This is a genomic window from Fusobacterium sp. FSA-380-WT-3A (genome assembly GCF_012843705.1).
GTDB lineage: Bacteria > Fusobacteriota > Fusobacteriia > Fusobacteriales > Fusobacteriaceae > Fusobacterium_B.
Genome location: NZ_JABAFQ010000003.1, coordinates 1 through 13,731, shown reverse-complemented (window position 1 = coordinate 13,731; position 13,731 = coordinate 1). Strand labels below are relative to the sequence as shown.

Here is a 13,731-nt window from a genome sequence, read left to right as displayed (position 1 = left end):
ATTTAATAAGCTATTAGATAAAGCAAAAAAATATTAGATGAATTAAGAAGTATTATGGCAAATATAATAGATACAAGAATATCACTAACTTTAGAGGAAATTAAAGATAATATGATATTAATTAGAAAAAATATTATGTTATAATGTGACTATGGTGTTTTTATAAAAAATGAAATAAATAATTAGATAAGAATTCTGGTATAATTAGTAATTATATACTATTTTATATAATTGAGGAGACTTAATTCTCAACTTTTAATGAATAGCAAAATAAGTAATTATTGACTTCATAGACTGTAAAAGGATATAATAAAACTGCTGTTTTAATCAAAAATGTATAAAAAATTAAAAAAGGAGATTTTATGAAAAAATTTGAAGAGTTAAAATTAGAATATAATATTTTTCATAAAAATGATAAATATATAAATTGTTTTTTACCAACACATTTAACTATTGGAAAAATAGAAACTAATCTTTTAAAGAAAAATGGAGAGTATAATGAACAATATTATAAATGGGAATTTTTGAATTGCTTTGTAGGTGCTAGTTTATGTTCAAAAGATTATATAGGAACAGAGATACACTTGCCAAAAGGAAATAAAAATTCGGCTATGATAAAAATAGATGCAGCAATTTTTGATGATAAGACTTGGTATGAGCATTATCAAGCCTTACATACTAAAAAAGATAATTCTAGATGGGATGAGTTAAATTGGTTAAAAGAACATCTTCTTTGTGCCTTAGAATTTAAAAAAGAAGGATCAAAAGATATAAAAGGTGTTTTTACAAGTCAATTAAAAGCATATATGAATGAATCTACAAAAAATACTGTTTTTGGAATATTATATGATGAAGGAAGATTGTATTTATTTAAATCAAATGGAAAAAATTATTATCGTTTAAGTGATGAATTTAATAATGAAAACAGTAAAGGAAAATTAGAACCAACTTTTGATATACCAGATGGATATGATAATTTATTAAGTTTTGATGAAATGGTAAAATATGATATTTCAACTAAAGATATTGTTGATTATTCTAAAAGGAAAATAGAGGATTTAAGTATTATATCTAAAACTGATTCAAAACGTTTAAATGACGCACTTTATCAAATTTTACATACTATGGATAAATGTAGTTTAGTAAATCAAAAAGGTTACGATATTTTAATTCAATTATTAGCTCTTAAAATTTATGATGAAAAAAATAATTTTTCTGATTTAAAATATTATATAAATCCTAAAGAAGCTTTGTATGAAAGAATTTCAGATGATGGTCTTCAAGAATTTTTAAAAAGAATAGAAAGAATAAGATTAAAAGCTAAGTCACAATATAAAAAAATACTGAATGAAAATTATTTTGATAGCACAAATGAAAATCAAATAAAAATAGTAATAGAAATAGTTAGACAATTTCAAAATTATAGTTTCACAAATTCTCAAAGGAATAATTTATATCAACTTGTTTTTCATCGTTTTGCTTCTCAATATAGTAAAGCTGATAATGCTCAATTTGTTACACCACTTCAAATAATAGATTTTATTGTTGATATGGTTAATCCTAAACATAATGAAAGTATTATAGATCCAACTGTAGGAATTGCAGATTTTCTATCAGTTTCCTATGTAAAATCAAATGGAACATTAGACGATCGAAATTTTTATGGACTTGACATAGATGAAAATATGGTAAAATTAGCAACTTTAAATATGTTACTTAATGGAGATGGAAACGCTAAAATAGAAGTTCAAAGTGATGGTTTAGGATCTATAAAAACCAAATTTGATGATGAGGGAAATTTTATCTCACTAATTCCTAAATCAGAAAAACAAGAACAGAATTATAACGGAAATTGGGATAATAGAGTAGATGGAAAAAATTTAAAGAAGTTTGATATAGTTTTAACAAATCCTCCTTTTGGTAAAGCTCGTTCTTGGGTTCCAAATGAAGCAGAGAAAGCGATTGCTGAATGTTATGAACTTTGGAATAGATATAATCAAAATGAAATAGATATGGGAGTAATTTTTTTAGAGAATGCTGTTAGAATTTTAAATGAAAATGGAAGAATGGCCATTGTTTTATCAAATTCAATTGCATCAATAGAAGCTCACAAAGAGGCAAGAAAATGGTTGTGTAATAACATGAGAATAGTTGCTATTATAGATTTACCTGCAAATATTTTTGCTGAAGCAGGAGTGTCACCAACCATAATAATAGCATATAAACCTTCTTCTAGTGAACTAGAAAAATTAAAAGCTGAAAATTATCAAGTTTTTTCAAAACAAATTAAAAAGGTTGGTTATGAAGTAAAAACTAAAAATAAAGTAAAATGTTTTGAAACAAAGTATAAAATAAATCCAGAAACTTTTGAAAAAGAAATAAACAATGATGGAACTCCTAGATTAGATGAAGAGTTTTCTGAAACAATTTTTACTTTTAAACAATGGTGTAATAAACAAGAAGAAACATTAAAAAAATTATTTTTATGAAAGGAGAAGAGTTATAATTGAAGAAAAATTATATTGATATACCTATTTTTACAACAATACAAGAAATTATGGAAAAAGATTATACTCTATCTGCTACTCAATATAAATCTTTACAAATAAAAAATAAAAATTTAAAACCAGTTTCTTCATTTTTAGATAGGAATTTAGAAAGATATGATTTGGGATATGAAGTTGGAAGTGAAAGTTATATTGAGACTTCTCCATATTATTTTATAAAAACAAAAGCTTTACAAGAGGAATCTTATTTACTTGATATAACTGATGATTCAGTTCAGGCAATAGTTCCACAAAATTTTGTAGATATGAAACTAAAAAAAGGAGATATAATTATTTCAAAAGATAGTAATGTAGGAGAAATTGTAATATTAGATAAAGATTATCCAAATACCATGTTATGTGGAGCACTTTATAAGTTGCCAATAACTACTTACAAATATTATCTTCTAGCTTTTATAAAAAATCAAATTTTTAGAGATCAAATTGATTTTTTAGTTCCAAGAGGTTCTACTATTAGACATGGAAAAACTAAATTTTTAGATTGTCTTATTCCATTACCAAACCAAAATAAAGAAAATGTAATATCTTATATAGAACTATTAATGCAAGCAATTATTAATAAAGAAATTGAAATAAAAAAAAGATATGTTCAAGTTTCTGATTATATAATGTCTGAGCTACAAAATAATCAACTTGAAAATTTATTTACATATTCATTTCCTAGTATAAATGAGATAATGGAAACTACAAGATTAGATTCTTCTGTTTATTCAAAAAGATTTAAAGAAATAGATTTTATGATAAAAAATTATAAATATGGTTATTCTTATATATCTAAAGAAAATATTAAAGGAGGAAATACTCCTCAAAAGAGAATAATTAGCGAAGAAGATAATTTATCTAATTATTGGATTACTCCTACAATATTTGATAATATAGGTTTGTTAAATTCACATCCAACTATAGACTGTTTTGAAAGTAATATTTATTCAAATTGTTTGCTTATAGTCAATAGAACTTCCAAAGGAAAGGATGGATTATATGTAGGATTAAGTTATTTTTATGATTTTATTAATTTAGGAGTAGGGCACCATAATCAAGGAATTTATAGAATACAAAATTATTGTGATTCTGATTTAGTATTTTATAACGCAATTTTAAATTCAAATTTATATAGAGAATATTGTGGTGCATTATCAATGGGATCTAAAATGAAAGAAATAAAAGTGAATGAAATTACAAGTATTCCATTTCCGAATTTTCCTATTGAAAAGAAAGAAAAAGTAGTTTCTTTATATTATACACCTTTTTATAAATATGATTCTCAAAAATGCTCAATTTTAAATTTTAGTGAATATGATAGTTCTTTTAACTCAAAAGCTGGTATTTATGAACTAGATCGTTCAAAAAAATATTTAGAAGAAAAACTGAGTAAGACTATAAATAATATTATAAATGATATTGCTGTTACTATTGAATTTTAAATATTTCTTAAAAATATATTTATAGGAAACAAAATAATTTTGATAAAAAATAATTAAATTAATAGTGTATAATTATTAGAATTATAATTTTAATGAGTTAGAAATATATTTGTAAATTAGAAAATTATAATTTAAGTAATATATAGATGATAATAATATAATTAAAAACAATTGCTATGATAAAAATATAAAACATGCTTTTTAAATTCTATGAGTAGTATAGAAAATAACAAGAAAATAGAAAAATAAGATTTATTATTTATTTTATTTTTTATAAATCAAATAAGGAATAATGTCATGGATTAATCACTAAGACAAATTTTAGAGGATTTAAAATAAGAGAAAAGATTGGGTTTATATTGTAAAATAGAATTTGAATTTAATAATATTTATATTGAAAAATTTAAAAGAAAAGGATATTTAAAAAATTAGGGTCACTTTAATAAGATTTTAATATATTAATAATAGGGAAAACTCTTTTTTAAATAAAAATAAAAAAGAATAAATTGGAAAAATGTTTAAAAATCCCTTTGTAGGTAACGCATAGGTAACAAAAGGTATATTTATACCAATGAAATCAAGGATTTCCAATTCTCAAAAAGATAATTTTAAAAATTAAGAGCTACCTATTTGATAGCTCTTAGTTTTCCAAGTTTAGGAGAACGAATGAACATTTCTAATTGGTGTTGTTTTTCATCTCCACCAACCTTAACAATTTTTTCTTCAAGAGAAAATAGTCTTAAGTTTATTTGAATAGTATCTTTAAAGAAAATTATTTTCTCAATGAATGTAAATATAATATTTTGTAGAATTGTTATATCTGATGATTCTATTTTTTTGCAAGTTTTTCAATGTATTTAAAGACTTTATCACGATTCAAGAATTTCGTATCAAATTCCAATTTTATTAAATTTTCTTTATGATTTAAAATTTTCTTGACGAAAAGTGTTTTTTTCTTGAAATATTCATCATCATTTAAAACACTATTCAAATTATAATTTAAAATTTTATCTTTTTGAAGTTGTAATTTTTCTATTTCTTTTTTTATTTTAACTACTTTTTTTGTGTATTAAGATAATTATCCTTTAAATAATTATAAACTCTATCAGAAATTATATTTATTTGTGTAGGTGTAAAAATATTTTCTTTTAAAGCTTCTATAACTAAAGCTTCTAAAATTTCTTTTCTAATAGCAGTATTAGTACATTTATTCACTTTATCTTTTCTTTTTCTACATAAATAACCTCTTTATTTTTATTAACAGTTTTATACTATTTTCTAGTATTTCTAAATCCTTTTATATCAAAAAAATAATAGATTTGAATATTTATTTAAATTTTTAATATAAATAAAAAATATAAAAAGTATTATAAAAAATTATAATAGAAAATTAAAAAGTAAAAATTATAATTTAATAAAATATTATAAAATATTTTGAGAATATTAGATATTATTTGAGAGGATAATATTGAATTATTTATAAGATTTTCAGATTTATTTTAAGTAAAAAAATAATAAATTTAAATAATTATTTTTAGTTAATAAATAAAATAGAAGAGAAAATATTAAAATTATGGAAAAGATTAGAAAGAAGTTTTAATAACTAAATTATTTTATCTAATATAGGAAACATAGCAGCTCCTATAATACTTCCATTTTCATTTAAAGATGAAAACACTATAGTTTCTTTACCACGATAAAAAATATGATTTTTATATATTTTTTCAATTAATTTATCAGCTATATATTCTTTGTAAATAGAAATATTACCAGAAATTATTAATTTTTCTGGATTTGAAAAGAATAAAATATTTTTTATTCCGATTGCTAAGTGTTCTAAATAATTATCTATAAGAGAAGCTCCTATATTAGTTTCATGATATTTTAAATCAAAAATTTCATTATAAGTTTTAATAGATGGAAAATATTTTTGGAAGTCATTAAGTAAGACCTTATCTGAAACATAAGTTCCCCAACATCCATGTGTTCCACATTCACATAATTTACCATTTGATTCTATAACCATATGGTGAAGTCTTCCAGCTTTAAAAAAAAGAGTATTGTTTAAAGAATCTTGATGAAAATTGCTAATTCCAACATATTCATTTATAGTCAAAATAGTAAAAGTAGAATAAATAGAATTTCTAGTTAAAAATGCTTCAGCAATAGCAGCTAGATTTGATTCATTTTCTATTAATACAGGAATGTGGAATAAATTTTTCAATTCTTCAATAAAAGAAAGAACAATTTTTTCCTTAGAAGAAAACTCTATAAAATTTCCTTCTTCACTAACAATACCAGGTACAGATATTCCTATACCTATTAATTTTTTTCTGACTTCAGGGCTAATTGTATTTAAAAAATCTTTGGTAGAATTTAAAATTTCAGCTTTACAATTATTACTTTTTAATTCATAAATCTGTTGTTTTAAAATTTTTCCAATTGCATTAGTTAAAATAAATTTAAGTTTTGTAGAAGAAGCTAAAATTCCTATAGAATAACAAAATTCTTCATTAAGTTCATATTCCATTGCCTTTCTTCCAACACCAAATCCAACTTTTTGCCTTTCAAAAATTATATTTTGTTTTAAAAAGGAATTAATAATTTTTTTTACAGTAGGAAAAGTAATATTGAGATTTTCTGCAATGTCGTTTATAACAAAAGATTTTCTTTTCTCAAAAATATATTTAAAAATATTATTTTTATTTGACTCCTTTACTTTTTTCTGATACATAATATTCTCCTTTTTTATATATTATATAACATTTAATTAAAATATTCAAATTTATTCTAAAATAAATCATAAAGTTTATAAAAAGATATATATAAATAAAATATAGATATTATATATTTTTTATATTTGAATTTTAAAAAAGATAATGGTATAAGTATATTGTAATTATTAAAATCATTTAAAAAATAGGAAAATAAAAATGATTTTAATAGTTAAAATTAAAAAAAATGGATAAAGTTATTTTTAAATATTAAAATTTTTTTATTTAATTATTAAATTGATTTTAAAAATAAAAATATCAAGGGGCGAAGGATTGAAAAAATTTTTTTATTTAATTATTAAAATGACTTTAAAAACTAAAGAGGGGGTTTAAGATGTTATTATTTAATCCAGTAGTAATTTCAGTTATTGTTATGGGAGTTTTGTGTTTATTACGATTAAATGTAATGCTTTCTATGATTGTTGCATCATTAGTGGCAGGAATGATGTCGGGAATGGGTTTAGGATCAACTATGAAATATTTAGTTGCTGGAATGGGAGGAAATTCTGAAACAGCACTAAGTTATATTTTATTGGGAACTTTAGCAGTAGCAATAAATCAAACGGGATTAGCTAGTATAATGTCTAAAAAAATAGCTAATTTAGTTAACGGTAGAAAAAAAGTTTTAATATTATTAATAGCTTTTTTAGCTTGTTTTTCACAAAATTTAATACCAGTTCATATTGCTTTTATACCAATTCTTATTCCTCCATTATTAAAAATGATGAATCACTTAAAAATTGATAGAAGAGCTGTTGCATGTGCTTTAACATTTGGTGTAAAAGTTCCTTATATAGTTTTACCAGTAGGTTTTGGATTAATTTTTCATACTATAGTTAAGGAACAATTAAATGCGAATGGTTATAATATAACATTGGATCAAGTTTGGAAGTCTAATTGGTTTTTAGGAATTGCAATGTTATTAGGATTGTTGATAGCTGTATTTATAACTTATAGAAAAGATAGAGAATATCAAGATTTGCCATTAAAAGGTTTTTCAGAAGATAAAGATATTCCAGAACATATGGAGAGAAAGCATTGGATAACATTAGGAGCAGCTATTTTAGCTTTTGTAGTTCAGTTAATAACAGGTTCTTTACCATTAGGTGCTATAGCGGCATTAATAATGATGATGATTTTTAGAGTAATAAATTTAAAAGAGATAGATAATTTATTAAATGGTGGAGTAATGATAATGGGTCTTATAGCATTTGTAATGTTAGTTGCAGCGGGATATGGAAATGTTATTAGGGAAACAAATGCAATTCCAGTATTAGTCGAAGGAGTAGTAGCTATAATTGGAACAAATAAATTAATTGCAGCATTTGTGATGTTAACAGTTGGACTTTTTGTGTCAATAGGATTGGGAAGTTCATTTGGAACGATACCAATTTTAGCTGTAATATATTGTCCTTTAGCATTAAAATTAGGTTTTTCTCCTACTGCAATGATAATATTAATAACTACAGCTGGTGCATTGGGAGATGCTGGTTCTCCTGCTTCAGATTCTACTCTTGGTCCTACATCTGGATTAAATGCAGATGGGCAACATCAACATATAGTAGATACATGTATACCTACTTTTAGTCACTATACAGTACTATTATTTATTTTTGGATTAATAGGGGCAACTATATTTTAAATAATATAATGAATATATAATAAAAAATTTAAGGAGGTCATGGGGTTATGTCAATACTTATGATAGGAGATAAAAAACTAACTCTAGAAGATTTAATTAATGTTACAAGAAAAGGTTATCAAGTAGAAATATCAGAAAGTGCTTATGAAAAAATAGCTAGAGCAAGAAAATTGGTTGATACTTATGTAGAAGAAAAAAGAGTTTCTTATGGAATAACAACAGGATTTGGAAAATTTTGTGATACAGTAGTTTCAAAGGAAGAAACAGGTATTTTACAAAAAAATTTGATAATGAGTCATTCTTGTGGAGTAGGAAATCCTTTACCAATAGATGTAGTTAGAGGAATTATGCTTTTAAGAGTAGTAAATTTGACAAAAGGATATTCAGGAGCTAGAAAAATTACAGTAGATACTTTAGTTGAAATGTTAAATAAAGGAGTAACTCCATTTGTTCCAGAGAAAGGGTCTTTAGGTGCATCAGGAGATTTAGCACCTTTATCTCATATTGTTTTAGTAATGTTAGGATTAGGAAAAGCTTATTATCAAGGTGTATTAATGGATGGTAAAGAAGCTATGGAAAAAGGTGGAGTAAAAATATTACCTGAACTTTCTTCAAAAGAAGGATTAGCATTAATAAATGGAACTCAAGTTATGACTTCTGTTGGAGCTCATGTAACATATGATGCAATAAATTTAATGAAACATTTAGATTTAGCAGGTGCTTTAACAATAGAGGCTTTAAATGGAATTACTTGTGCTTTTGATCCAAGAGTTCATGAAATCAGAGGACACCAAGGACAAATAAGAACGGCAGAAAATTTTAGAAGAATTTTAGAGGGAAGTAAAAATACTACAAAACAAGGACAATTAAGAGTTCAAGATCCATATGTATTGAGATGTATACCACAAATTCATGGAGCTAGTAAAGATGCTTTAGAATATTTAAGATATAAAGTAGAAATGGAAATGGATGCAGTGACAGATAATCCAATTATTTTCTGTGAAACAGATGATGTTATATCCGGAGGAAATTTTCATGGACAACCAATGGCTTTAATATTTGATTATTTAGGAATAGCAATATCAGAAATGGCAAATGTTTCAGAAAGAAGAATAGAAAGATTAGTAAATCCTAATTTAAATTTTGGATTACCAGCATTTTTAGTAGAAAATGGGGGAGTAAATTCAGGATTTATGATAGTTCAATATGCAGCAGCAGCTGTAGTGTCAGAAAATAAGGTTTTAGCACATCCTGCTTCAGTAGATTCAATTCCTTCATCAGCAAATCAAGAAGATCATGTTTCAATGGGAACTATTGCAGCAAGAAAAGCTGGAGAAATATTAAAAAATACAAGAAAAGTAATTGCAATGGAAATGTTATGTGCTTGTCAAGGAGTAGATCTTAGAAAAGCCCAAGATAAATTAGGAGAAGGTACTAGAGATGCATATAGATTAGTAAGAGAAAAAGTATCATATTATGATGCAGATAGAGTTATGCATTTAGATATAGATTCAGTAGAGAATTTAATAGAAAGTAATAAAGTAGTAGAGGCAGTAGAAAAAGTAATAGGAGAAATGAAAATATAATAATAAAAAAATTAGGAGGAAAAATATGATGAATAAAGAAATATTTGAAAATATGTCAATAAAATTAGAGGCTTGTGATATACCAGAGGTTATACCAGAGTTAGATCCTAAGTATAGAAGAGCACCAAAAAGAGTAGTACATTTAGAAAAAGATGAGATAGAATTAGCTTTAAAAAATGCTTTAAGATATATACCAGAAGAATATCATGAAAAATTAGCACCAGAATTTTTAGATGAACTTATGGAACATGGAAGAATTTATGGATATAGATTTAGACCAGCTGGAAGAATTTATGGAAAACCTATTGATGAATATAAAGGAAAATGTATAGAAGGAAAAGCTATGCAAGTTATGATAGATAATAACTTGGATTTTGAAATAGCATTATATCCTTATGAATTAGTAACTTATGGAGAAACAGGACAAGTATGTCAAAACTGGATGCAATATAGATTGATAAAAAAATATCTAGAAAATTTAACACAAGATCAAACACTTGTAGTTGCATCAGGACATCCAACAGGATTATTTAGATCAAAACCAGATGCACCAAGAGCAATAATTACTAATGCATTAATGGTTGGAGCATTTGATGATTATGATAACTGGGCAAGGGCAGCAGCAATTGGAGTAGCAAACTATGGACAAATGACAGCAGGAGGATGGATGTACATAGGACCACAAGGAATAGTTCATGGAACATATTCAACAATACTTAATGCAGCAAGACTATTCTGTGGAGTTCCTAATGATGGAGATTTAACAGGAAAATTATTTGTAACATCAGGATTAGGAGGAATGAGTGGAGCTCAAGGGAAAGCTACAGTAATAGCTAAAGGAGTTGGAATAGTAGCAGAAGTTGATATTTCAAGAATTCAGACAAGATTATCTCAAGGATGGGTAGATGAAATAATTGCAGATCCAGCGAAAGCTTTTGAAGTAGCAAAGGAAAAATTAGAAAGTAAAACTCCTTATGCAATAGCATTTCATGGAAATATAGTTGATTTATTAGAATATGCAGATAAAAATAATATTCATATAGATTTACTTTCAGATCAAACTTCTTGCCATGCTGTTTATGATGGAGGATATTGTCCAGCAGGAATAAGTTTTGAAGAAAGAACAAGATTATTAGCAGAAGATAGAGTAGAATTTAATAGATTAGTAAATGAAACATTAAGAAGACATTATCATGTAATTAAAAATCTTACTGAAAAAGGAGTATATTTCTTTGACTATGGAAATAGTTTTTTAAAATCATTATATGATATAGGAATAAAAGAAATTTCTAAGAATGGAAGAGATGATAAAGGAGGATTTATATTCCCTTTTTATGTAGAAGATATATTAGGACCTGAATTATTTGATTATGGTTATGGACCATTTAGATGGGTTTGCTTATCTGGTAAAAAAGAAGATTTATTAAAAACAGATAAAGCTGCTTTAGAATTAGTTGACCCAAATAGAAGATATCAAGATAGAGATAATTATATGTGGATAAAAAATGCTGATGAAAATGGTTTAGTAGTAGGAACTCAAGCAAGAATTTTTTATCAAGATGCTATGAGCAGAACAAATATAGCTCTTAAATTCAATGAAATGATTAGAAATGGAGAGATAGGACCAGTTATGTTAGGAAGAGATCATCATGATGTATCAGGAACAGATTCTCCATTTAGAGAAACTTCAAATATCAAAGATGGAAGTAATATAATGGCTGATATGGCAACTCAATGTTTTGCAGGAAATGCAGCAAGAGGAATGTCAATGATAGCTCTTCATAATGGTGGAGGAGTTGGAATTGGAAAATCTATTAATGGTGGATTTGGAATGGTTCTAGATGGAAGTCATAGAGTAGATGAAATATTAATGCAAGCTATGCCTTGGGATGTAATGGGAGGAGTAGCAAGAAGAGCTTGGGCAAGAAATTCTCATTCAATAGAAACAGTTATAAAATATAATCAAGATAACAAAGGTACAGACCATATTACTTTACCTTATATAGCTAATGAACAATTAATTCAAAAATTAGTTGAAGAAAAAATTAAATAGTAAAAAGTCATAAGTAAGAAGAATGAGAGACAGATTAATCTGCCTCTTATTCTTGTAATATAATTAAGGAGGAATTATGAAAGCTGATTTAATAGTATATAATATAGGGACTTTAGTAACATCTAAAGAATTAGAAAGGAAAAGTATAGGAGATATGGAAAATATAGAAGTTTTAAAAAATGCCTATATCGCAATAGAAAAAGAAAATATAATTTCAATAGGAGAAGGGAATTACCCTATAGAATTAAAAGATGAAAAAACAGAATTATTTAATGCAGGAGGAAAAGTTATTACACCAGGTATAGTTGATTCACATACACACTTAGTTCATTATGGTTCAAGAGAAAATGAATTACCATTAAAAATAAAGGGAGTACCCTATTTAGAAATATTAAAACAAGGAGGAGGAATATTAAGTACAGTAAGAAATACAAGAGAAGCTTCTAAGGAACAATTATTTAATAAGGCTTATGAAGTTTTAAATAGAATGATTAAGTTTGGAGTTACAACAATAGAAAGTAAAAGTGGGTATGGTCTAAATTTAGAAACAGAAATAAAGCAATTGGAAGTAAATAAGGAATTAAATGAAAAGCATCCATTAGAAATTATTTCTACTTTTTTAGGGGCTCATGCTGTACCTGAGGAGTATATTAATAATAAGAAAAAGTATATAGAAGAAATTGTAAAAATGTTAAAAGAAATAAAAGAAAGAAATTTAGCAGAATTTTGTGATATATTTTGTGAAGATAGTGTTTTTGATATAGAAGAAAGTAGATATATTTTAAATGCAGCTAAAAAAGAAGGATTTAAATTAAAGATACATGCAGATGAAATAGTTTCGTTAGGAGGAGCAGAACTTGCAGGAGAATTAGAAACAGTTTCAGCAGAACATTTAATGGCTATAAGTGATAAAGGAATAGAGGAGTTATCTAAGAATAATGTTATTGCAAATATTTTACCAGCAACATCCTTTAATCTAGGAAAAAATTATGCTCCTGTAAGAAAAATGATAAATAAAGGTGTAACAGTTGCTTTATCAACAGATTATAATCCAGGTTCTTGTCCTTGTGAGAATATACAACTTGTGATGAATATAGCTTCTGCACAAATAAAAATGACTCCATTGGAAATAATAAAAGCAACAACAATAAATGGAGCAAAAGCTATTAAAAAAGAAGAAAAAATAGGAAGTTTAGAAGTTGGAAAACAGGCTGATTTTATTATATATGATACTACTAATTTAAATTATATATTTTATAATATAGGAATAAATCATGTAAATGATGTGTTTAAAAAGGGAAAAATTATAGTAAAAAATAAAGAACTAGTTTTTTAAAAATAAAGAATAACCTTAATATTTCAAATGTTAAGGTTATTTTTACTTAAAAATTAAGGAGAAAAAATGATAAAAATTTTAAAAGAAAAAGATAGAGTAATTAATAATTGGAGTGGAGGAGTTACAAAACAATTATATATTTATCCAGAAGCTTCTACTTATCAAGAAAGAAATTTTAAATTTAGAATAAGTATAGCTACAACAGAATTAGAAAATTCTACTTTTACAAAATTAGAAAATACTCATAGAATAATATCAATTTTAGATGGAAGAATGGAGTTAGAACATAAAAATCATCATAATATAACTTTAGAAAAATATCAAATAGATAGATTTGAAGGAGATTGGG

At 25.1% G+C, this 13,731-nt stretch carries 8 protein-coding genes and 1 pseudogene; 7 read left to right on the top strand and 2 right to left on the bottom strand.

Annotated elements, in window-relative coordinates:
- The first annotated feature begins 362 nt into the window (after positions 1 to 362).
- Positions 363 to 2,489: a class I SAM-dependent DNA methyltransferase gene (locus HF862_RS03195; protein WP_170186486.1), complete on the top strand. Its 2,127-nt coding sequence runs from the start codon at positions 363 to 365 to the stop codon at positions 2,487 to 2,489.
- Positions 2,490 to 2,506: 17 nt separating this feature from the next.
- Complete coding sequence (locus tag HF862_RS03190; protein ID WP_170186485.1) at positions 2,507 to 3,991, top strand: hypothetical protein; 1,485 nt, start codon at positions 2,507 to 2,509, stop codon at positions 3,989 to 3,991.
- A gap of 1,053 nt (positions 3,992 to 5,044) precedes the next feature.
- Here the strand turns inward: HF862_RS03190 and HF862_RS03185 are convergent.
- Both HF862_RS03185 and HF862_RS03180 read right to left on the bottom strand, forming a co-directional pair.
- Positions 5,045 to 5,221 (bottom strand): annotated as a pseudogene (locus tag HF862_RS03185) (hypothetical protein); the annotation flags it as partial.
- Between the two features lie 373 nt (positions 5,222 to 5,594).
- Positions 5,595 to 6,725 (bottom strand): ROK family protein, encoded by a 1,131-nt coding sequence (locus HF862_RS03180; protein ID WP_170186483.1) that lies wholly within the window; start codon positions 6,723 to 6,725, stop codon positions 5,595 to 5,597.
- A 374-nt stretch (positions 6,726 to 7,099) separates the two neighbouring features.
- On the opposite strand from HF862_RS03180, the gene HF862_RS03175 reads away from it, so the two are divergent.
- The 5 genes from HF862_RS03175 to HF862_RS03155 form a co-directional block, all read left to right on the top strand.
- Positions 7,100 to 8,407, top strand: a complete 1,308-nt coding sequence (locus HF862_RS03175; protein ID WP_170186482.1) for a Na+/H+ antiporter family protein — start codon at positions 7,100 to 7,102, stop codon at positions 8,405 to 8,407.
- A gap of 47 nt (positions 8,408 to 8,454) precedes the next feature.
- A complete protein-coding gene (gene hutH, locus HF862_RS03170; protein ID WP_170186481.1) occupies positions 8,455 to 9,993 on the top strand; it encodes a histidine ammonia-lyase in 1,539 nt (512 codons plus the stop codon).
- 25 nt (positions 9,994 to 10,018) lie between these two features.
- On the top strand, positions 10,019 to 12,046 hold the full coding sequence (locus tag HF862_RS03165) for a urocanate hydratase (RefSeq protein ID WP_170186480.1): 2,028 nt from the start codon (positions 10,019 to 10,021) through the stop codon (positions 12,044 to 12,046).
- Positions 12,047 to 12,122: 76 nt separating this feature from the next.
- Positions 12,123 to 13,382, top strand: a complete 1,260-nt coding sequence (hutI, locus tag HF862_RS03160) for an imidazolonepropionase (RefSeq protein ID WP_170186479.1) — start codon at positions 12,123 to 12,125, stop codon at positions 13,380 to 13,382.
- 66 nt (positions 13,383 to 13,448) lie between these two features.
- Positions 13,449 to 13,731 (top strand): HutD family protein (locus HF862_RS03155; protein ID WP_206038995.1); only part of this gene is annotated, 283 nt, incomplete at its 3' end.

Bases quoted from the DNA above. Each gene is read 5' to 3' on its own strand.
- hutH (WP_170186481.1), top strand. From the start codon at position 8,455: ATGTCAATACTTATGATAGGAGATAAAAAACTAACTCTAGAAGATTTA.
- hutI (WP_170186479.1), top strand. From the start codon at position 12,123: ATGAAAGCTGATTTAATAGTATATAATATAGGGACTTTAGTAACATCT.
- HF862_RS03195 (WP_170186486.1), top strand. From the start codon at position 363: ATGAAAAAATTTGAAGAGTTAAAATTAGAATATAATATTTTTCATAAA.
- HF862_RS03175 (WP_170186482.1), top strand. From the start codon at position 7,100: ATGTTATTATTTAATCCAGTAGTAATTTCAGTTATTGTTATGGGAGTT.
- HF862_RS03165 (WP_170186480.1), top strand. From the start codon at position 10,019: ATGATGAATAAAGAAATATTTGAAAATATGTCAATAAAATTAGAGGCT.
- HF862_RS03180 (WP_170186483.1), bottom strand. From the start codon at position 6,725: ATGTATCAGAAAAAAGTAAAGGAGTCAAATAAAAATAATATTTTTAAA.